The sequence below is a fragment of the Pseudomonas sp. NPDC089734 genome (genome assembly GCF_044748865.1).
GTDB lineage: Bacteria > Pseudomonadota > Gammaproteobacteria > Pseudomonadales > Pseudomonadaceae > Aquipseudomonas.
Genome location: NZ_JBIVGV010000024.1, coordinates 48,147 through 69,546 on the forward strand (window position 1 = coordinate 48,147; position 21,400 = coordinate 69,546).

At 59.0% G+C, this 21,400-nt stretch carries 17 protein-coding genes and 1 pseudogene; 15 read left to right on the forward strand and 3 right to left on the reverse strand.

Annotated elements, in window-relative coordinates; all coding sequences use genetic code 11:
* The first annotated feature begins 117 nt into the window (after window positions 1–117).
* The 11 genes from ACIPY9_RS22795 (at window position 118) to ACIPY9_RS22845 (ending at window position 14,291) form a co-directional block, all read left to right on the forward strand.
* On the forward strand, window positions 118–2,898 hold the full coding sequence (locus ACIPY9_RS22795) for an LPS-assembly protein LptD (protein ID WP_400706913.1): 2,781 nt from the start codon (window positions 118–120) through the stop codon (window positions 2,896–2,898).
* A complete protein-coding gene (locus ACIPY9_RS22800; protein ID WP_400706916.1) occupies window positions 2,879–4,201 on the forward strand; it encodes a peptidylprolyl isomerase in 1,323 nt (440 codons plus the stop codon). Before ACIPY9_RS22795 ends, ACIPY9_RS22800 begins: the two co-directional genes overlap by 20 nt.
* Window positions 4,198–5,187, forward strand: a complete 990-nt coding sequence (gene pdxA, locus ACIPY9_RS22805; protein WP_400706919.1) for a 4-hydroxythreonine-4-phosphate dehydrogenase PdxA — start codon at window positions 4,198–4,200, stop codon at window positions 5,185–5,187. The genes ACIPY9_RS22800 and pdxA overlap by 4 nt, the downstream gene beginning before the upstream one ends.
* Complete coding sequence (gene rsmA, locus ACIPY9_RS22810) at window positions 5,184–5,990, forward strand: 16S rRNA (adenine(1518)-N(6)/adenine(1519)-N(6))-dimethyltransferase RsmA (protein WP_400706922.1); 807 nt, start codon at window positions 5,184–5,186, stop codon at window positions 5,988–5,990. The genes pdxA and rsmA overlap by 4 nt, the downstream gene beginning before the upstream one ends.
* 110 nt (window positions 5,991–6,100) lie before the next feature.
* Window positions 6,101–6,481, forward strand: a complete 381-nt coding sequence (gene apaG, locus ACIPY9_RS22815) for a Co2+/Mg2+ efflux protein ApaG (RefSeq protein WP_400706925.1) — start codon at window positions 6,101–6,103, stop codon at window positions 6,479–6,481.
* A complete protein-coding gene (locus tag ACIPY9_RS22820; RefSeq protein WP_400706928.1) occupies window positions 6,481–7,365 on the forward strand; it encodes a symmetrical bis(5'-nucleosyl)-tetraphosphatase in 885 nt (294 codons plus the stop codon). Before apaG ends, ACIPY9_RS22820 begins: the two co-directional genes overlap by 1 nt.
* A 25-nt stretch (window positions 7,366–7,390) precedes the next feature.
* Entirely contained in the window at window positions 7,391–7,711 is a 321-nt protein-coding gene (gene glpE / locus ACIPY9_RS22825) for a thiosulfate sulfurtransferase GlpE (RefSeq protein ID WP_400706931.1), read from the forward strand.
* A gap of 328 nt (window positions 7,712–8,039) precedes the next feature.
* Window positions 8,040–9,962 (forward strand): PrkA family serine protein kinase, encoded by a 1,923-nt coding sequence (locus ACIPY9_RS22830; protein WP_400706934.1) that lies wholly within the window; start codon window positions 8,040–8,042, stop codon window positions 9,960–9,962.
* 165 nt (window positions 9,963–10,127) lie between these two features.
* A complete protein-coding gene (locus ACIPY9_RS22835) occupies window positions 10,128–11,399 on the forward strand; it encodes a YeaH/YhbH family protein (protein ID WP_400706937.1) in 1,272 nt (423 codons plus the stop codon).
* The gene (locus ACIPY9_RS22840) at window positions 11,396–12,958 is read left to right on the forward strand and encodes a SpoVR family protein (RefSeq protein ID WP_400706940.1); all 1,563 of its coding nucleotides are present in this window, start codon (window positions 11,396–11,398) and stop codon (window positions 12,956–12,958) included. Before ACIPY9_RS22835 ends, ACIPY9_RS22840 begins: the two co-directional genes overlap by 4 nt.
* A gap of 94 nt (window positions 12,959–13,052) precedes the next feature.
* On the forward strand, window positions 13,053–14,291 hold the full coding sequence (locus ACIPY9_RS22845; RefSeq protein ID WP_400706943.1) for a multifunctional CCA addition/repair protein: 1,239 nt from the start codon (window positions 13,053–13,055) through the stop codon (window positions 14,289–14,291).
* A 120-nt stretch (window positions 14,292–14,411) separates the two neighbouring features.
* Here the strand turns inward: ACIPY9_RS22845 and folK are convergent, their stop codons facing one another.
* Together folK and folB are read right to left on the reverse strand one after the other, a co-directional pair.
* Window positions 14,412–14,924, reverse strand: a complete 513-nt coding sequence (gene folK, locus ACIPY9_RS22850) for a 2-amino-4-hydroxy-6-hydroxymethyldihydropteridine diphosphokinase (protein ID WP_400706946.1) — start codon at window positions 14,922–14,924, stop codon at window positions 14,412–14,414.
* A complete protein-coding gene (gene folB / locus ACIPY9_RS22855) occupies window positions 14,915–15,268 on the reverse strand; it encodes a dihydroneopterin aldolase (protein ID WP_400706949.1) in 354 nt (117 codons plus the stop codon). The genes folK and folB overlap by 10 nt, the downstream gene beginning before the upstream one ends.
* Before the next feature lie 74 nt (window positions 15,269–15,342).
* On the opposite strand from folB, the gene plsY reads away from it, so the two are divergent.
* Complete coding sequence (plsY, locus tag ACIPY9_RS22860) at window positions 15,343–15,912, forward strand: glycerol-3-phosphate 1-O-acyltransferase PlsY (RefSeq protein WP_400706952.1); 570 nt, start codon at window positions 15,343–15,345, stop codon at window positions 15,910–15,912.
* Window positions 15,913–15,961: 49 nt separating this feature from the next.
* Here plsY and tsaD read toward each other — a convergent pair whose 3' ends face one another.
* Window positions 15,962–16,987 carry a tRNA (adenosine(37)-N6)-threonylcarbamoyltransferase complex transferase subunit TsaD gene (tsaD, locus tag ACIPY9_RS22865; protein WP_400706955.1) on the reverse strand — a complete coding sequence of 342 codons (1,026 nt, stop codon included), beginning with the start codon at window positions 16,985–16,987 and terminating at the stop codon, window positions 15,962–15,964.
* Between the two features lie 198 nt (window positions 16,988–17,185).
* Between tsaD and rpsU the strand changes: the two genes are divergently transcribed.
* The 3 genes and pseudogenes from rpsU to rpoD all read left to right on the forward strand — a co-directional run.
* On the forward strand, window positions 17,186–17,401 hold the full coding sequence (gene rpsU, locus ACIPY9_RS22870) for a 30S ribosomal protein S21 (protein ID WP_002551877.1): 216 nt from the start codon (window positions 17,186–17,188) through the stop codon (window positions 17,399–17,401).
* Window positions 17,402–17,867: 466 nt separating this feature from the next.
* Complete coding sequence (gene dnaG, locus ACIPY9_RS22875) at window positions 17,868–19,823, forward strand: DNA primase (RefSeq protein WP_400706958.1); 1,956 nt, start codon at window positions 17,868–17,870, stop codon at window positions 19,821–19,823.
* Window positions 19,824–19,890: 67 nt separating this feature from the next.
* A pseudogene (gene rpoD / locus ACIPY9_RS22880) lies at window positions 19,891–21,327 on the forward strand (RNA polymerase sigma factor RpoD); the annotation flags it as partial.
* Window positions 21,328–21,400: the final 73 nt, after the last annotated feature.

The window sequence follows — 21,400 nt, forward strand, 5'->3', positions numbered from 1 at the left end:
CGACGGCGCTAGCCGTCAAGCGGGTCATGCTTTATTATCCGGGATCTTTTTCAGCCCATCGAGAGGCGTGCGGCCCCCCCGCGGGCAGATGGCGCGCAGGAAGCCCGGACTAATAAGATGGCATTGAAATCCCCCGCGTTTCGTAAAAAATTTCCGTTGCTCGTAACCGGCAGTTTGCTGGCGATGCAACCCCTGGCCACTCAGTTCGTGGTTGCCGCGGAACAGTATGACTGCTCAGTCTCTGCTTCGGGTGCCTGGAACTGTGCGCCGAAATCAAACGCTGCCGCTGCAGAGCTGCCGCCACGTCCTGTACACAAGGCGACGGTGGTCAGCTCCAATGGCACCGTGATTTCGGAAAGCACTCCGGCTGGCGAATCTGTTCCCGCCACCCAGCTTGTTACCGAAGCCAAAGGCAAAGGCCTGAAGTCGCGCAGTGCTGACTACAGCCACCTTGACTGGGTTCCCCGGGAAAAGCTCACGCCGGCGCAACTGGCCGAGACCGGGCCTTATTGCTCGGGTGCCTATGTAGAACCGATCCGCCCAGGCATGGACGACAAGACGCCCAAGAGCGAAGCCCCGATGTTCGTCGGAGCCAAGGTCTCGCGCTACGAGCAGGAACAACAGATCGCGACTCTGGCAGGCGATGTCGTACTGCGTCAGGGCAGCATGCAGGCCCAGGCTCAGGAAGCCTCCCTGTATCAGGCCGAAAACCGTGGCGAGCTGAACGGCGATGTCCGTCTGCGCGACAACGGTGCCCTGATCGTCGGCGACAAGGCCGAACTGCAGCTCGACACTGGCGAAGCCCAGATCGACAACGCCGAGTACGTCCTGCACAAGTCGAATGTCCGCGGTAACGCTCGCTACGCGAAGCGTGCCGAGAACGCGATCATCCGCCTCAAGGACGGTACCTATACCTCCTGCGAACCGGGCAGCAATGCCTGGACGCTCAAGGGCAACAACATCACGCTGAACCCGGCTACCGGTTTCGGCACCGCGACCAACGTCACGCTGCGGGTCAAGGACATACCGGTACTCTACACACCGTATATCTACTTCCCGATCGACGACCGTCGCCAGTCCGGCTTCCTGCCGCCGACCATCGCGGCCGGTGGCGACAACGGCTTTACGCTGGTCACGCCGTACTACTTCAACCTGGCCCCCAACTACGACGCCACGTTATACCCGCGCTACATGGCTGACCGCGGCCTGCTGATGGAAGGCGAATTCCGCTACCTCACCAAGAGCAGCGAAGGCCAGTTCGGCGGTGCGTACCTGAACGACGAAGAGGACGAGCGCAAGCTGCAGTCCGACTATGAAAAAACCCGCTGGATGATCAACTGGCAACACACCGGTGGTCTGGATTCCCGCTGGCTGACCAAGGTCGACTACACCGATATCAGCGATCCGTACTACTTCCAGGACCTGGAAACCGATCAGGCCGGAGTGAACAAGACCGAGTTTATCAATCAGCAAGGCTCCCTGACCTACCGTGGTGACGGTTACACGGCGATGTTCAATGCCCAGGCCTACAAGCTGGCATCGATCTCCAACATCACCCCGTACGACCGTTTGCCGCAGATCACCTTCAACGGCACACTGCCCTACAATCCGGGCGGCCTTCGCTTCGATTATCAGACCGAAGCCGTGCGCTTTGAGCGTGACCTGCAGACAGGCACCTACTTCGATCAGGACGGTAACCCCGAACGCCGCCTGGACACCAACGTGCAAGGGCTTGCCCGCGCCAATGGTGATCGCCTGAACCTGGCTCCGTCTGTCAGCCTGCCGATGAACTGGACCTACGGCTTCCTCACACCGAAGCTGAAGTATGTCTATACCCAGTACGATCTGGATCTGGACACTCAGGGCAAGAACACCTTGCTGGCAGGCGAGCAATACAGCAGCAGCCAGAACCGCAGCGTACCTATCCTGAGCGTGGACAGCGGCCTGTACTTCGACCGCAACACCCAATGGTTCGGCAAGGACTATCGCCAGACTCTGGAACCGCGCCTGTTCTATCTCTATGTACCCGAGAAAGACCAGAGCGACATCCCGGTCTTCGATACGAGCGAAAGCACGTTCAGCTACGCCTCCCTGTTCCGTGACAACCGCTTCACCGGTTCCGACCGGATTGGTGACGAGAACAAGTTGTCCCTGGGCGTCACCAACCGCTGGATCGAAGAAGACGGCTTTGAGCGTCAACGCTTCAGCATTGGTCAGGCGGTGTACTTCAGTGATCGCAAGGTCCAGTTGCCAGGCGTGGTCTTCGCAGACCGTGACGATGCCAAGGCCGGAGTCTCGCCGTATGCACTGGAGCATGAATACCGCTTCAGCCGCGACCTGCGTATCAACTCCGACTTCAACTGGGATCCGGACAGCCACAGCACCCGCTCGGGCAGTGCGATGCTCCATTACCAGCCTGAAGACAATCCGGGCAAGATCATCAACGCCGGTTATCGCTATCGCAACGACCAGGTTCGCTACGACCAGAACACCGGTCGCTGGACCGTGGGTGGTGGCGACTATGGCACCAAGGGCCAGCCGGGCTACGTGAAGGACTACTACAAGATCCAGCAGCACGACTTCTCGGTCATCTGGCCAATCGTGCCGCAATGGAGCCTGATCAGTCGCTGGCAGTTTGACTACAACCGCAATCGCACCATCGAGGCGTTTGGCGGCTTCGAGTACGACAACTGCTGCTGGAAACTGCGTCTGATCAACCGCTACTGGGTCGACTACGACGAATACAGCCAGGAAGCCCCAGAGAACGAAAAAGGCGACCGTGGCATATTCCTACAAATTGTGTTGAAGGGACTGGGCGGCGTTACCGGCGCCAAGGTAGAGAGCTTCCTCGACAAAGGCATTCAAGGTTATCGTGAACGTGAAGACCAAGCTTTCTGATTGTCTGCGCCCGCTGATGCTGGGCGCGTTACTCCTGAGCGGCGCTGTGCATGCAGCGGTTCAACCTCTGGACAGCGTCGTGGCCATCGTCGATAACGACGTGATCATGAAAAGCCAGATGGACCAGCGCGTTCGCGAAGTCCAGCAGACCATTGCCAAGCGTGGAGGTGGTACACCTCCTGCCGAAGCGATCCAGTCTCAGGTACTCGACCGTCTGATCCTGGAAAACCTTCAGTTGCAGATCGGTGAACGCTCCGGCATTCGCATTACCGATGAAGAGCTGAACCAGGCCATCGAAACCATCGCCCAGCGCAACAACATGAGCGTTGAGCAGTTTCGTGCGGCCCTGGCCCATGACGGTCTGTCCTACAACGATGCCCGTGAGCAGGTTCGTCGCGAGATGATCATCAGCCGCGTGCGTCAGCGTCGCGTGGCCGAGCGCATCCAGGTGTCCGAGCAGGAAGTGAAGAACTTCCTCGCGTCCGACCTGGGCAAGGCTCAACTGTCCGAAGAGTTCCACCTGGCCAATATCCTGATCGCCACCCCCGACAGCGCTTCGTCGGATGCGATTCAGGCGGCGGCCCGTCAGGCCCAGGACATCTACGGTCAGTTGCAGAAAGGCGCCGACTTCTCCCAGCTCGCCATCGCTCGGTCCGCCAGCGAAAGCGCACTGGAAGGTGGCGACATGGGCTGGCGCAAGGCAGCTCAACTGCCACCACCGTTCGGTGACATGCTCAGCTCGATGCGCCCCGGCGAAGTAACGCCTCCGGCACGCACCCCTGGCGGTTTCATCATCCTCAAGCTGCTGGAAAAACGCGGCGGAGAAGGTCAGGCCCAGATGCGCGACGAAGTGCATGTGCGTCATATCCTGATCAAGCCAAGCGAAATCCGTAGCGAAGCAGAAACCCGTCGCCTTGCGACCAAGCTCTACGATCGCATCGAAGCGGGTGAAAACTTCAGCGAACTGGCCAAGAGCTTCTCGGAAGACCCTGGTTCGGCGCTCAATGGTGGCGACCTGAACTGGGTGGACCCGAACTCTCTGGTTCCGGAGTTCCGCGAGGCCATGAACGACACGCCACAAGGCACGCTGTCCAAGCCTTTCAAGACGGCCTACGGCTGGCACATCCTGGAAGTCCTTGGCCGTCGCGCCACGGACACCACCAGCCAGGCCCGTGACCAGCAAGCCCTTGGCGTCTTGCGCAACCGCAAGTACGACGAAGAGCTGCAAACCTGGCTGCGTCAGATCCGCGACGAAGCCTACGTTGAAATCAAGCTTCCTGGCGCGTCCCAGGCTGCACAGTGAAGCCGAAGCGTTTTGCACTGACACCCGGCGAGCCCGCAGGCATTGGTCCCGACCTTTGCCTGCTGCTCGCCACGCAGCCCCAGCCACACCCCCTGATTGCGATCACCAGCCGTGACCTGCTCCTTGAGCGGGCCACGCAGCTGGGTGTGAGCGTCAACCTGCTGGAAGTCACGCCCGAGACCTTTCCGGATGCACCGGCACCTGCCGGCAGCCTCTATGTCTGGGATACTCCCTTGCAGGCCAGGGTCGTCACCGGGACGCTGGACAAGGCCAATGCCGCCTTCGTGCTGGAAACCCTGACACGTGCAGGCCAAGGCTGCCTCGACGGCCTGTTTGCCGGGATGATTACAGCCCCCGTGCACAAAGGCGTGATCAACGAGGGCGGTATCGCCTTTTCCGGCCATACCGAATTTCTGGCCGAGCTGACCCACACCGAACAGGTAGTGATGATGCTGGCCACGGGCGACCTGCGTGTAGCGCTGGTCACCACTCACCTTCCCCTTCGCGACGTTGCCGACGCCATTACACCGGACCGCCTGGAGCGTGTGACACGCATCCTTCATGCCGATCTGGTCGAAAAGTTCGGCATTGCCCGACCACGGATCCTGGTGTGCGGACTCAATCCGCATGCGGGAGAAAGCGGGCATCTGGGCCGCGAAGAAATAGACATCATCGAACCCACCCTGGAACGCTTGCGCAGCGAAGGCATCGATCTTCGAGGTCCGCTGCCTGCCGACACTCTGTTTACCCCCAAATATCTGGAGCACTGCGATGCAGTGCTGGCGATGTATCACGACCAGGGCCTGCCCGTGCTGAAATACAAAGGTTTTGGCGCAGCGGTCAATGTAACGCTCGGCCTGCCGATCATCCGCACCTCCGTCGATCACGGCACGGCGCAGGATCTGGCAGGCAGCGGAAACATCGACACCGGCAGCCTGCAAGTCGCCCTGCAAACCGCCTACCAGATGGCCGAGACCCATTCATGACCGAGCAATACCAACACCGGGCCCGCAAGCGCTTCGGACAAAACTTTCTGCACGACGCCGGCGTCATCGACAAGATCCTGCGCGCCATCCGTGCCAAATCCGAAGACCGCCTGCTGGAAATCGGCCCGGGCCAGGGCGCGCTGACCGAAGGCCTGCTCAACAGCGGGGCACGCCTCGATGTGGTCGAGCTGGACAAGGACCTGATCCCGATCCTCAACAGCCAGTTCGCCGGCAAGCCGAACTTCAACCTGCACCAGGGCGACGCCCTGAAGTTCGACTTCAACAGCCTGGGAGCAGCCCCCAACAGCCTGCGTGTCGTGGGCAACCTGCCCTATAACATTTCCACGCCGCTGATTTTCCATCTGCTGCAAAACGCCAGCCTGATTCGCGACATGCACTTCATGTTGCAAAAGGAAGTGGTCGAGCGGCTTGCAGCCGGGCCAGGTGGTGGCGACTGGGGTCGCCTGTCGATCATGGTTCAGTACCATTGCCGCGTGGAACACTTGTTCAACGTCGGTCCGGGGGCGTTCAACCCGCCGCCGAAGGTGGACTCAGCCATCGTGCGCCTGGTGCCACACGAAACCCTGCCTCACCCGGCCAAGGATCATCGCCTGCTCGAACGCATCGTGCGCGAAGCCTTCAACCAGCGGCGCAAGACCTTGCGCAACACGCTCAAACTGCTCCTGAGTGGCGACGAAATTGCCGCTGCCGGCGTAGATGGCAGTCTGCGTCCCGAACAACTGGATCTGGCTGCATTCGTCCGTCTGGCGGACAAACTCAGCGAAAAGGCAGGGGTGGAATAATCTGAAAGGACAGGTAAGCGGCGAGTCGTCACTTTCCGCTTACATGTCCTAGACTGACCTGTCTATCGAATGCTCCAGTTTTTTCCGCTCTAGCTTTCAAGGTCTACTGCATGCCCGATTCCCGTTATCAGGTCGACGTCAGCGTCGTCACGCGATTCCTCGCGGAACAGTCACAACCCGAGCAGAACCGCTTTGCCTTCGCCTACACCATCACCGTCCACAATAACGGTGAGTTGCCGGCCAAGCTGCTGTCGCGGCACTGGGTCATCACCGATGGTGACGGTCATGTCGAAGAAGTGCGTGGCGAAGGCGTCGTGGGTCAACAGCCGTTGATCAAGGCCGGGCAGAGCCACACCTACAGCAGCGGCACCGTCATGACGACACAGGTCGGCAACATGCAGGGCTCCTATCAGATGCTCGCCGAAGACGGGAAGCGTTTCGATGCGGTGATTGCCCCCTTCCGTCTTGCCGTTCCAGGCGCCCTTCACTGATGGCGGTATATGCAGTTGGCGACCTGCAAGGCTGCCTTGCCCCCCTGAAATGCCTGCTCGACGATGTTCACTTCGATCCGGCCAAAGACCAGCTGTGGCTGGTGGGCGATCTGGTCAACCGTGGCCCGCAATCGCTCGAGACATTACGGTTTCTGTATGGCATTCGCGACTCCGTGGTCTGTGTACTGGGCAACCATGACCTTCACCTTCTCGCGGTCTCACGCAAGATCGAGCGCCTCAAGAAGTCCGATACCCTGCGCGAAATCCTCGAGGCGCCCGACAGCAACGAATTGCTGGAATGGGTCCGTCGACAAAAACTGCTGCACTACGATGCCCAGCGCAATATCGCCATGGCTCACGCGGGCATTCCTCCTCAGTGGTCGCTGAAGAAAGCCCTCAAATATGCCAGCGAAGTCGAACAGGCCCTGCAGGACGATAACCTGTATGAACCCTTTCTGGATGGCATGTACGGCAACGAGCCCGCCAAATGGGACAACGACTTGCACGGCGTGACGCGGTTGCGGGTCATCACCAATTACTTCACCCGGATGCGTTTCTGCACCCGCGAAGGCAAGCTGGACCTCAAGGGCAAGGAAGGCATCGAGACCGCCCCGCCAGGCTATGCGCCGTGGTTCAGCCACAAGCCTCGCAAGACCGGTGACCTGAAGATCCTGTTCGGCCACTGGGCAGCACTCGAAGGGCGTTGCGACGAGCCCGGCATCCATGCGCTGGACAGCGGCTGCGTCTGGGGCGGAACCATGACCCTGATGAACGTCGACACGCTTGAACGCCATCAATGCGATTGCGACGCTGCCGGCAATACCGCCAAAGGTCCGACCAGAACACTCGACACTCCGGAGCCACCCAGTGTGGCCCGGCCTTGAAAGATTCAGCTCAGGAGCCCACCCCATGACAGACTTCAAACGTATCCCCCCGGAACAGGCCCACGCCCTGCGCGAGCAAGGTGCCGTCGTGGTGGACATACGCGATCCGCAGGCCTTCGCCAGCAACCACATCAGCCAGTCGCAACACCTGGACAACCATTCCATCGCCGACTTCATCGCCAAGGCCGACCTGGACAAACCGCTGGTAGTGGTCTGCTATCACGGTAACTCCAGCCAGAGCGCGGCGGCCTATCTGGTCGGCCAGGGCTTCTCCGATGTCTACAGCCTCGACGGTGGTTTCGAGCTGTGGCGCACCACCTATCCGAACGAAACGGCACAAGGCTGATACCGACTGCCATTTCCATCACGGGCACATCGCAAGTACCCGGAAAAAATATTTTTATCCAGCCGATCCCGCGTCCTGCGCGGGTTCGCGCCCAAACTGACGAACGGTCAGCGCGACTTCTTGCTCATCCCGTCTTCATCTTTCCGAATCCGAACTATCCTTAGCCTCAGGCCATCCGTAATCAGGGGAGAGCCGGTACACCGGCGCGTGGGTCATCGGTAGTTACTTTTATGGTGTTCTGGGGGGTAAACAGCATCTGGAATCCCGGTTGCTGCCAGCATCGACTGACGATCCGCCGCCGGCTCTACGTATCGAGCGAGGTGACGTCATGAGTATTTTTAGCCACTTCCAACAACGCTTTGAAACCACACGTCAGGAAGAGCTCTCGTTACAGGAGTATCTGGAGCTCTGCAAACAGGATCGCAGCGCATACGCCTCTGCCGCAGAACGTCTTCTGATGGCCATTGGCGAGCCCGAACTGGTGGACACTTCCGCCAACTCCCGGCTGTCGCGAATCTTTTCCAACAAGGTCATCCGGCGCTATCCGGCCTTTGCGGACTTCCACGGAATGGAAGAATGCATAGACCAGATCGTGTCGTATTTCCGCCATGCCGCCCAAGGCCTGGAAGAGAAGAAACAGATTCTCTATCTGCTGGGCCCGGTCGGGGGCGGCAAGTCGTCGCTGGCTGAAAAACTCAAACAACTGATCGAAAAAGTGCCCTTCTATGCCATCAAGGGCTCACCGGTCTTCGAGTCGCCACTGGGGCTGTTCAATGCCACCGAAGACGGCGCGATTCTCGAAGAAGACTTTGGTATTCCTCGGCGTTATCTCAATACCATCATGTCGCCCTGGGCGACCAAGCGTCTGGCTGAGTTCGGGGGCGACATCAGTCAGTTCAAGGTCGTGAAACTCTATCCATCGATCCTCAATCAGATCGGTGTCGCGAAAACCGAACCGGGCGACGAGAACAACCAGGATATTTCCGCACTGGTGGGCAAGGTCGATATCCGCAAGCTGGAAGAATTTCCACAGAACGACGCCGACGCCTACAGCTACTCGGGCGCTCTCTGCCGGGCCAACCAGGGCCTGATGGAGTTCGTCGAAATGTTCAAGGCGCCGATCAAGGTCCTGCACCCCTTGCTGACAGCGACCCAGGAAGGCAACTACAACAGTACCGAAGGCCTGGGCGCCATTCCGTTCACCGGGATCCTGCTGGCCCACTCCAACGAATCGGAATGGCACAGCTTCCGCAACAACAAGAACAACGAAGCCTTCATCGACCGTATCTACATCGTGAAGGTGCCCTACTGCCTGCGCATCAGCGACGAGATCAAGATCTACGACAAGCTGCTGTTCAACAGCTCGCTGGCCAAGGCTCATTGCGCCCCTGACACCTTGAAAATGCTGGCGCAGTTCACCACCCTGTCGCGCCTCAAGGAGCCGGAAAACTCCAACATCTACTCCAAGATGCGGGTGTATGACGGCGAAAACCTGAAAGACACGGACCCCAAGGCCAAGTCGATCCAGGAATACCGCGACAGCGCAGGCGTCGACGAAGGCATGAACGGTCTTTCCACCCGTTTCGCGTTCAAGATTCTGTCCAAGGTCTTCAACTTCGATCCGCACGAAATTGCCGCCAACCCCGTACACCTGCTGTATGTGCTGGAACAGCAGATCGAACAGGAGCAATTCCCGGCGGAAACCCGTGAACGCTACCTGCGCTTCATCAAGGAATACTTGGCACCGCGTTATATCGAGTTCATCGGCAAGGAAATCCAGACCGCCTACCTGGAGTCCTACAGCGAGTACGGCCAGAACATCTTCGACCGCTATGTGCTGTATGCAGACTTCTGGATTCAGGATCAGGAGTACCGCGACCCCGAGACCGGCGAAATCCTCAACCGTGTCGCCTTGAACGAGGAGCTGGAGAAAATCGAGAAACCGGCAGGCATCAGCAACCCGAAAGATTTCCGCAACGAGATCGTCAACTTCGTGCTGCGTGCCCGGGCCAACAACAACGGCAAGAACCCGACCTGGCTCAGCTACGAGAAGCTGCGGGTGGTGATCGAGAAGAAAATGTTCTCCAACACCGAAGACCTGCTGCCAGTCATCAGCTTCAACGCCAAAGCCAGCAAAGAGGATCAACAGAAACACAACGACTTCGTCACTCGAATGGTCGAACGGGGCTATACCGACAAGCAAGTGCGTCTACTCTCCGAGTGGTATCTGCGCGTACGCAAGTCGCAGTAAGGCAGCACAAGCGGCAAGCTTCCAGCGGCAAGCCAGTCCGCGTGCTGCCCGCATGGGTGTTCCATGCCGGGCATGCATGCGGACCACTGGTCGCGTGAAGCTGAGGTTCCGACAATCAACTTGCAGCTTGTAGCTTGGAGCTCGCAGCTCCCCGAAGGGGCCCGTATGAGTTATGTGATCGACCGACGCCTCAATGGCAAGAACAAGAGCACGGTAAATCGCCAGCGGTTTCTGCGGCGTTATCGTGACCACATCAAAAAAGCAGTGGAAGAAGCGGTCAGCCGTCGCTCCATCACGGACATGGAGCACGGTGAACAGATCAGCATCCCCGGTCGCGATATCGACGAGCCGGTGCTTCACCATGGGCGCGGCGGCAAGCAGACCGTTGTCCATCCCGGTAACAAGGAATTCACCAGCGGCGAACACATCGCCCGACCTCAGGGAGGCGGCGGTGGCAAAGGGCCTGGCAAGGCGAGTAACTCCGGCGAAGGCATGGACGAATTCGTCTTCCAGATTACCCAGGAGGAGTTTCTGGAGTTCATGTTCGAGGACCTCGAACTGCCCAATCTGGTCAAACGCAACCTGACCGGCACCGACACGTTCAAGACCGTACGCGCCGGTATCAGCAACGAAGGCAACCCTTCACGCATCAATATCATTCGTACCTTGCGCTCGGCCCATGCGCGTCGCATCGCGCTGTCCGGCAGCAGCCGCGCCAAACTCAAGGAAACGATCAACGAACTGGAACGACTCAAGCGCGAAGAGCCGGACAACTTCGGCGATATTCAAGAACTTGAAGTGGAAATCGACCGCTTGAAGGCACGGATTCGTCGCGTGCCCTACCTGGACACGTTCGACCTCAAATACAACCTGCTGGTCAAACAGCCCAACCCCAGCTCCAAGGCGGTGATGTTCTGCCTGATGGACGTCTCTGGCTCCATGACCCAGGCGACCAAAGACATCGCCAAACGCTTTTTCATCCTGCTGTACCTGTTCCTCAAGCGTAATTACGACAAGATTGAAGTCGTGTTCATTCGCCACCACACCAGCGCCCGGGAAGTGGATGAAGAAGAGTTCTTCTACTCGCGGGAAACCGGCGGCACCATCGTGTCCAGCGCCTTGAAACTGATGCAGGAGATCATGGCCGAGCGCTATCCCAGCAACGAATGGAACATCTATGCCGCCCAGGCCTCCGATGGTGATAACTGGAACGATGACTCACCGATCTGCCGAGAGATCCTGACCAAGCAGATCATGCCTTTCGTGCAGTACTACACCTATGTGGAAATCACGCCACGCGAGCATCAGGCCCTGTGGTTTGAATACGAACGCATAGGCGAAGAATTCGCTGACACCTTTGCCCAACAACAGCTGGTTTCCGCCGGTGATATCTATCCGGTATTCCGTGAACTCTTCCAGCGCAGGTTAGTGACATGACCGCTAGAGAGCAGAAACGCCAACCCCTCTCCACGGGGTCCGAGTGGACATTCGAACTGATCCAGGCCTACGACCGCGAAATCAGCCGTATCGCCAAGCGTTATGCCCTGGACACCTATCCCAACCAGATCGAGGTCATTACGGCCGAGCAGATGATGGATGCCTATGCCTCGGTGGGCATGCCCCTGGGCTACCACCACTGGTCCTACGGCAAACATTTTCTCAGCACCGAGAAATCCTATTCGCGCGGGCAGATGGGCCTGGCCTATGAGATCGTGATCAACTCGGACCCGTGCATCGCCTACCTGATGGAAGAAAACACCATCTGCATGCAGGCCCTGGTCGTCGCCCATGCCTGCTACGGGCATAACAGCTTCTTCAAGGGCAACTACCTGTTCCGCACCTGGACCGACGCCAGCTCGATCATCGATTACCTGGTGTTCGCCAAGCAGTACATCATGCAATGCGAAGAGCGCCACGGCATCGATGCCGTGGAAGACTTGCTGGACTCCTGCCATGCCCTGATGAACTACGGCGTGGATCGCTACAAGCGGCCCTACCCTATTTCCGCGGAAGAAGAACGCCGCCGACAGAAGGACCGCGAAGAGCACCTGCAACGGCAGATCAATGACCTGTGGCGCACCATTCCGAAAAGCGCCGACAAGGGCAGCAAGGAAGACAATGCCCGCTTCCCTGCCGAACCTCAGGAAAACATCCTGTACTTCATCGAGAAGCATGCGCCGCTGCTGGAGCCGTGGCAGCGCGAAGTCGTACGCATCGTGCGCAAGATTGCCCAGTACTTCTACCCGCAACGCCAGACTCAGGTCATGAACGAGGGTTGGGCCACGTTCTGGCACTACACACTGATGAACGACCTGTATGACGAAGGCCTGGTCACTGACGGTTTCATGCTGGAGTTCCTGCAATCCCATACCAGCGTGATCTACCAGCCCGGTTTCGACAGTCCTTATTACAGCGGCATCAACCCGTACACCCTGGGCTTTGCCATGTATCAGGACATTCGCCGCATGTGCGAAAACCCGACCGAAGAGGATCGCCGCTGGTTCCCGGAAATTGCCGGTACCGACTGGCTGACCACCGTCAAATTCGCCATGTCCAGCTTCAAGGATGAGAGCTTCATCCTTCAGTACCTGTCGCCCAAGGTCATTCGCGATCTCAAGCTGTTCAGCATCATGGATGACGATCAGAAGGATGACCTGCTGGTCCCCGCGATCCATGACGAAGCCGGCTACCGGACCATTCGGGAAACCCTGGCGGCGCAATACAACCTGGGTAACCGCGAACCCAACGTACAGATCTACAGCATCGATCGTCGTGGTGACCGGTCGTTGACCCTGCGCCATCAGCAACACAATCGCAAACCACTGGGCGACTCGACCGACGAGGTCCTCAAGCATCTGCATCGCTTGTGGGGCTTCGATATTCACCTGGAAACCCTGCAAGGCGATCAGGTCATGAAAACCCATCATGTCCCGCCCCGCAGCGAGCACCCGGACAGTGAATACCCCCGGCTCGATCTGGCGGTTGTCCATCTCTGACAAGCGGGGCCGTGGGATTTTTAACGGCCACCGATAACTTTTAACCTCCGCAGAGGCGACTCGGGTTTATCCTGTCGTGCTTACGGAGGTTTTTATGCAGATTTATAAAGTTGGCGGCGCTGTACGCGACCGTCTGCTGGGTCGCCCCGTGACCGATATTGACTGGGTGGTCGTCGGAGCCACCAGCGACGAGATGCTGGTCAAGGGCTATCGCCCGGTGGGTGCAGACTTTCCGGTTTTTCTTCACCCCCTGACGGGCGAGGAATATGCCCTGGCCCGCACTGAGCGCAAGAGCGGCGTCGGCTATGGCGGCTTCATCTTTCAGGCAAGTCCTGAAGTCACTCTTGAGCAAGACCTGATTCGTCGCGACCTGACCATCAATGCCATCGCCGAAGACAAAGACGGCAACCTGACCGATCCCTATGGCGGCCAGCACGATATTGATGCGCGCATTTTGCGCCATGTTTCTCCCGCGTTTGCCGAAGATCCCCTCAGGGTTTTGCGTGTCGCCCGTTTTGCCGCACGCTATGCCTCGCTGGGCTTCAGCGTTGCGCCAGAAACCCTGGCACTGATGCGCCAACTCAGTGAGTCCGGCGAACTCAAGGCCCTGACACCCGAGCGCAGCTGGAAAGAGATATCCCGCGCCCTCATGGAAGACCAGCCTCAAGTCTTCATTCAGGTGCTGCATGAGTGTGGCGCTCTCCAGGAACTGATGCCCGAAGTCGAAGCCTTGTTCGGCGTGCCACAACCCGCCGCCCATCATCCCGAGATCGATACAGGCAAGCATGTACTCAGTGTGCTTGAGCAATCCGCGATTCATGAGCACCCGCTGAGCGTACGCTGGGCCTGCCTGCTCCATGATCTGGGTAAAGGGCTGACACCCGAGTCCGAATGGCCACGTCACATTGCCCACGAGCACACGGGGTTGCGCCTGATAAAGCTCGTCAATGAGCGTTTCAAGGTTCCGAAGGAATGCCAGGAGCTGGCCCTGTTGGTGGGTCAATATCACACCCATGGACACCGGGCGCTGGAACTCAAACCCTCGACACTGCTGGAGTTACTGCAAAGCTTCGACGTCTACCGCCGCCCGCAACGCTTCGAGGAGTTCATTGCCGCCTGTGAAATGGACGCCCGCGGCCGCACGGGATTCGAGCAGCGCAGTTATCCACAGGCCGAATACTTGCGGGGCGCCGCTCATGCTGCCCGCTCGGTTGCAGTTCAACCGCTGGTCGAGAAGGGATTCAAGGGGCAAGAGCTGGGCAATGCGTTGAAGAACGCACGACTGGATGCGCTCAAGGTGTACAAGGCCGAGCAGGGCGCTATCCACGAATGAATGGGGTGGGCGTTGCAAACCGCAGGAGCGAATTCATTCGCGAAAGACTCGTGAAGCTGAAGAAAACTCATCGCCTTCAATGACGTCTCGCGAATGAATTCGCGCCTACGGAGCAACAGGCTATTTCGCAGGCGTCAGCTGCATCCCGCGCCATTCAAAGGCAACCGGCCACAGCTCCTGGTCGATCTGCGATTCAGCCCATAGCCTACCGAAAGACACGCCCACACCCGGATGCAGACGATCCGCCGCAATCAGCGACAAGGGCCACAGCACGAAGGCATTTTTCAGGATCTCTGCACGCGGCAGGATCAACCCGTCGAAATTCCCGACCTGCTCACCGTACAAGAGCACATCGATATCCAGCGGTAATCCCTTGCGATCCGGCGCATAGCGGCCGTTATCCGCCTCGATGAACTTCAAGCGACGGTCCAGCTCCATCAATGGCAGGTCGGTCAACGCCGAGACCACCAGGTTGAAGAACGGACCACTCTTGATACCGACCGGATGACTTTCAAACACCGGCGAGCAGGTCAGGTCGCTCAGAAACGAATCCAGCGCATCAAGCCCGGCGTGCAGGTGCTTTTCGCGCTCGATATTACTGCCGAGCCCCAGGAAAATCCGAGTCAGCGACATCCGCGCTCGATCTCCACGCCGACACCCGCAGCCGCGGCGACAGCTCCAGGCTTGGTCAGCCTCAGGCGCAGCCAGGGAATATGAAACTCACTCATCAGCACTTCGGCCAGACGCTCGGCAAAGGTTTCCACCAACTGAAACTGTGCCTGCTCGGCAAACGCCTGAATGCGCGCCGAAACACTGGCGTAGTCCAGCGCCTTGCTCAGGTCGTCACCCGCCGCGGCAGGCCGGTTATCCCAGGCAAAACTCAGATCAAGGCGCAGGCACTGACGAATGCCCCGCTCCCAGTCATAAGCGCCGATCACCGTATCGACCTCAAGACCGTCGATGAAAACTCTGTCCAAGCACTACTCTCCACTGCACGACAAGGGCGCGATGCGCCGTTAGAATCAGGGCATCCTCGCCCGGAATGGTTAGCATGTTTTGGTTACTGGCCCTTTTCGCCTACCTGCTCGGCTCACTGTCCTTCGCCATCCTGCTCAGCCGCCTCACTGGCAGCCCGGACCCGCGTGCCAGCGGCTCAGGCAATGCCGGCGCAACCAACATGCTGCGTCTGGCCGGTAAAAAACTGGCCATCCTGACCCTGCTCGGCGACCTCTGCAAAGGCCTGTTCCCCGTACTGCTTGCCAGCTTCTGGGGCCTGGACCCCATGCAACAAGCCTGGATAGGGGTCTGCGCCGTATTGGGCCATCTGTTTCCTGTGTACTTTCGCTTTCGGGGCGGAAAAGGCGTCGCCACCGCAGCCGGAATGCTGCTGGGGCTTTACCCTCCTGCCGCCGCGCTGGCGATCGTGACCTGGCTGCTGACGTTCTACCTGACCCGCACCAGCTCGCTCGCCGCACTGATCGCCACGCCCCTGACCCTGCCATTGCTGGCCTGGCAGGAACCTCGGGCACTGCTGCCCATGAGTGTCCTGACGCTGCTGATCGTCTGGCGGCATCGCGGCAATCTACGCGACCTGCTCGCCGGGCGCGAACGGCATTTCTGAAGGAGAACATGAAAGCCGTTCAACTTCTCTCGCCACGCCTTGAATCGCCTTAAAGACCTGACAACTGCTCCATCGGCCAGCGCGCCTGCACGCTGATGCTCAGGTCTTCTTTCTGCCCGGCCTGCAGACGCTGACAACCGGCAAAGGCAATCATTGCACCGTTATCGGTGCAGAACTCCGGACGAGCGTAGTAGACATGCCCCTGCAAGCCGCCCAGCATGCTCTCCAGCGACTGCCGCAAAGCCTTGTTGGCACTGACGCCACCGGCGATGACCAGGCTCTTGAGTTTTGTCTGCTTGAGCGCACGCTTGCACTTGATGGTCAGAGTCTCTACCACCGCTTGCTGGAAGGCCAGAGCGATGTCGCAACGAGTCTGCTCGCTGTCGTCCCCGGCGCTCTGACACTGCTGCCAGGTATTGAGCGCGAAGGTCTTGAGACCACTGAAACTGAAATCCAGGCCTGGACGGTCAGTCATCGGGCGAGGAAAGACAAAACGCCCTTCGACGCCACGCATCGCCAGACGCGAAATCTCGGGACCACCCGGATATTGCAGGCCCATCATCTTGGCCGTCTTGTCGAACGCTTCACCGGCAGCGTCGTCCAGCGTCTCGCCCAACAGCTCGTATTGACCGATGCCGTCGACACGAACGAGTTGCGTGTGGCCACCGGACACCAGCAAGGCGACGAACGGAAACTGTGGCGGCTGTTCTTCGAGCATCGGGGCCAGCAGGTGACCTTCCATGTGATGAACGCCCAACGCCGGAATATCCCAGGCGAAAGCCAGTGCCTGCGCACAGGAAGCCCCCACCAGCAAGGCACCCACCAGGCCCGGGCCGGCGGTGTAGGCGATGGCATCGATATCGGTCGCGACACAGTCCGCCTCGGCCAGGGTCTGGCGAATCAGGGGCAGCATGCGTTTGACGTGATCGCGTGATGCCAGCTCGGGCACCACGCCACCATAGGCACGGTGCAAGTCGATCTGGCTGAACAATGCGTCGGCCAACAAACCGCGCTCACTGTCGTAGAGCGCGACGCCGGTTTCGTCGCAGGAAGTTTCTAATCCCAGTACTAACATGGGTTTGCGCCTTGTTGGGGGCAGATTTGAAGGCGCGCATGATAGTCTCCGCTCAAGGCTCCGACCAGAGGTTTTCGATCAGAGGCTTTGCATTCCTCTCAATGAGGGGTTAACATCCGCAACCCTTAAAAACCGACGTACTTTTGTGCAGTGTTTGCACGAGGCGTTGACCCCGGTAATGAATGAAGGTAGCTCTGGATGCCAGCCGTCAAAGTTAAAGAGAACGAACCCTTCGACGTAGCTCTGCGTCGTTTCAAGCGCTCCTGCGAAAAAGCCGGTGTTCTGGCTGAAGTTCGTAGCCGCGAATTTTACGAGAAGCCGACTTCCGAGCGTAAGCGCAAAGCAGCTGCTGCTGTTAAGCGTCACGCCAAGAAAGTCCAGCGCGAACAGCGCCGCGCCGTTCGTCTGTATTAATTTACAGCCGTACGTCGCAAGCTTCTGCCTTGCCCGGCCTTATAGCCGGGCTGTCGGCAGTTGCAGTGTCAGCCTCACGCATCATTGACAGAGGCGTCGAAGCCGCAGACGCGACCTAGACACATCCGTCAAAGCACGTCCCGCCTGCTTCAGGCTACATTGATCGATCCGCCCATCGGGCAGGCCCGTTCAGTGCAAATGACGAGTATGCCTTGATGACTTCGCAAGAAGCTCAGCCAAGGCAGCGTCTCTCGCGACAGCAAATCGCACCGAGGCCATGCGCCAACGTCGAACACCTCATGAAATTGCTGCGCAGCTGTTTCCTTTCTAGGCTACAGGCCCGACTATCGGATGCCGATACCTGACTGCGTGTCACTGCCCTTGCTGACAAGAGCAGTTGATATGCTGGCGCACACCTAAAGATTCGCCACGATATTTTCGTAATACGCCTGATGACGAGAGCACCATGGCAGGGCTGATTCCCCAGAGCTTTATTGACGACCTTCTGAACCGCACCGATATCGTCGATGTTGTCAGCTCACGCCTGCAACTGAAGAAAACCGGAAAGAACTTCAGCGCCTGTTGCCCGTTTCACAAGGAGAAGACCCCCTCCTTCAGCGTCAGCCCCGACAAACAGTTCTATTACTGCTTCGGCTGCGGCGCAGGCGGAAACGCCCTTGGCTTCATCATGGACCACGACAACCTGGACTTCCCCCAGGCGGTCGAGGAACTGGCCAAGGCCGCCGGCATGGAGGTCCCCCGCGAACAGAGCGTCAAAGGCCAGAAACCGCGCCAGCCAACCGACTCCCCGCTGTATCCGCTGCTGGCCGCTGCCGCCGAGTTCTATCGGCAGGCCCTGAAAAGCCACCCGATGCGCAAGGCCGCCGTGGACTACCTCAAGGGGCGCGGCCTGTCCGGCGAGATTGCCCGCGACTTCGGCATGGGCTTCGCCCCTCCGGGCTGGGACAACCTCTACAAGCACCTGAGCAGCGACGCCCTTCAGCAAAAGGTCATGATCGATGCCGGCCTGCTGATCGAGAACGCCGAAACCGGTAAACGCTACGATCGTTTCCGGGACCGGGTCATGTTCCCGATCCGCGACTCACGCGGGCGCGTCATCGCCTTTGGCGGACGCGTGCTGGGCGACGACAAGCCCAAATACCTGAACTCCCCCGAAACCCCCGTGTTTCACAAGGGTCAGGAGTTGTATGGCCTGTTCGAGGCACGCAAGCACAACCGCAATCTCGACGAGATCATCGTCGTGGAAGGCTACATGGACGTCATCGCCCTCGCCCAACAGGGCCTGCGCAATGCCGTCGCCACCCTGGGCACGGCCACCAGCGAAGAACACTTGAAACGTCTGTTCAGGGTCGTTCCCAACGTTCTGTTCTGTTTCGACGGCGATCAGGCAGGTCGCAATGCCGCATGGCGCGCACTGGAGGCCACCCTGTCGAGCCTCCAGGACGGGCGGCGCGCACGATTCCTCTTTCTGCCCGAAGGCGAAGACCCGGACACTCTGGTGCGCTCCGAAGGCACCGACGCCTTCAAGGCCCGCATCAATCAGCATGCCCAACCGCTGGCAGACTACTTCTTCGAGCAGCTGACCCGGGAGTCCGACCCGCGCTCGCTCGAAGGCAAGGCCCACATGGCCACGCTTGCAGCGCCACTGATCGACAAGGTGCCCGGCGCCAACCTGCGAACGCTGATGCGCCAGCGCCTGAGCGAAATCACCGGCCTCAACAACGAAGCCGTCAGTCAGCTGGTACAAAGTGCGCCCGCCGATGTGCCTCCCAGCTACGATCCGTACGTCGATTACGACGCAATGCCTGATTTCGCGGATTACCAGCCCAACGGCGGATATGAAGAGCAGCCCCAGTGGTCGCCCAAGAAAACCGGCGGTCAGAATCAGAAAAAATGGGACAAGAAACCCTGGGACAAAAAAGGCAGGCGTCAGGACTTTGAACCCCGCACGCCACGCGTCCCGACGGCCGTGGAACCGCCGATGCAGGCAGCCTTGAGAAGCCTTCTGCATCACCCGGAACTGGCCGAAAAGGTCGAAAATGCCAGCCATTTCGCCGCAGAAGACCAAATGCAGGCACAACTGCTGGTGGCCCTGATCGAAGCCAGGCAAAAGAATCCGAATCTTCGGTCGTTACAGTTGATAGCGCGGTGGCATGGCACAGAACAGGGCCGATTGCTGCGCGCACTGGCAGAGAAGGAATGGCTGATCGAGGCCGACAACCTTGAACAACAGTTTTTCGACACTATAACTAGGCTATCGGCCAACCAACGTGAGCGGAACATTGATCAATTGATCGTCAAGGATCGTCAGGTAGGACTGACAGCCGAGGAGAAAACTCAGCTGCTCAAGCTGCTTAGTCGTAATGTTTCTGCACAAAACCCGACCTCAACTGGCGCGTGAGGTCACAGCTCGGGTATAATCCTCGGCTTGTTTTTTGCCCGCCAAGACCTTCAGTGGATAGGGTGTTATGTCCGGAAAAGCGCAACAGCAATCTCGTATCAAAGAGTTGATCACCCTGGGTCGTGAGCAGAAGTATCTGACTTACGCAGAGGTCAACGACCATTTGCCTGAGGATATTTCAGATCCTGAGCAGGTGGAAGACATCATCCGCATGATCAACGACATGGGGATCCCGGTACACGAGAGTGCTCCGGACGCAGACGCCCTGATGCTGGCCGATGCCGATACCGATGAAGCCGCCGCAGAAGAAGCAGCAGCAGCATTGGCCGCGGTTGAAACCGACATTGGCCGTACTACCGATCCCGTGCGTATGTACATGCGCGAAATGGGTACTGTCGAACTCCTGACCCGTGAAGGCGAAATCGAAATCGCCAAGCGTATCGAGGAAGGCATCCGTGAAGTGATGAGCGCAATTGCGCACTTCCCTGGCACGGTTGAGCACATTCTCTCCGAATACGATCGCGTCACGAGTGAAGGCGGTCGCCTGTCCGACGTTCTGAGTGGCTACATCGACCCGGACGACGGCATTGCGCCGCCGGCCGAAATGCCGCCACCGCTCGACGCCAAGGCCGACAAGGCTGAAGAAAGCGACGATGACGATGACGAATCGGGCGAATCTTCCGACGATGAAGAAGAAGCCGAAAGCGGTCCGGACCCTGTTGTCGCTCAGCAGCGCTTCGGTGCCGTTGCCGACCAGATGGAAATCACCCGCAAGGCGTTGAAGAAGTTCGGTCGCGAAGACAAGAACGCCATCGCAGAACTGCTCGCTCTGGCCGATCTGTTCATGCCGATCAAGCTGGTTCCGAAACAGTTTGAAGGCTTGGTCGAGCGCGTTCGCAGCGCCCTTGATCGCCTCCGCGCCCAGGAGCGCGCGATCATGCAACTGTGCGTGCGTGATGCCCGTATGCCACGCGCCGACTTCCTTCGCCAGTTCCCGGGCAACGAAGTCGACGAAAGCTGGACCGACGCTCTGGCCAAAGGCAAAAGCAAGTACGCTGAAGCCATTGCCCGCCTGCAGCCTGATATCCAGCGTTGCCAGCAGAAGCTGACAGCACTCGAAGAAGAAACCGGCCTGAAGATTGCCGAGATCAAGGACATCAACCGTCGCATGTCGATCGGTGAGGCCAAGGCCCGCCGCGCGAAGAAAGAGATGGTCGAGGCGAACTTGCGTCTGGTGATCTCCATTGCCAAGAAGTACACCAACCGCGGTCTGCAGTTCCTTGACCTGATTCAGGAAGGCAACATCGGCCTGATGAAAGCGGTGGACAAGTTTGAATACCGTCGCGGCTACAAGTTCTCGACCTATGCCACCTGGTGGATCCGTCAGGCGATCACTCGCTCGATTGCCGACCAGGCACGCACCATCCGTATTCCGGTGCACATGATCGAGACGATCAACAAGCTCAACCGTATTTCCCGGCAGATGCTGCAGGAAATGGGTCGGGCGGGTGTATGCAGGTTGGCGCAGCGTCGGTAGAGACCCGCGCCGGGGTCGTCGCTGAGGCGCCAGGTGTCGG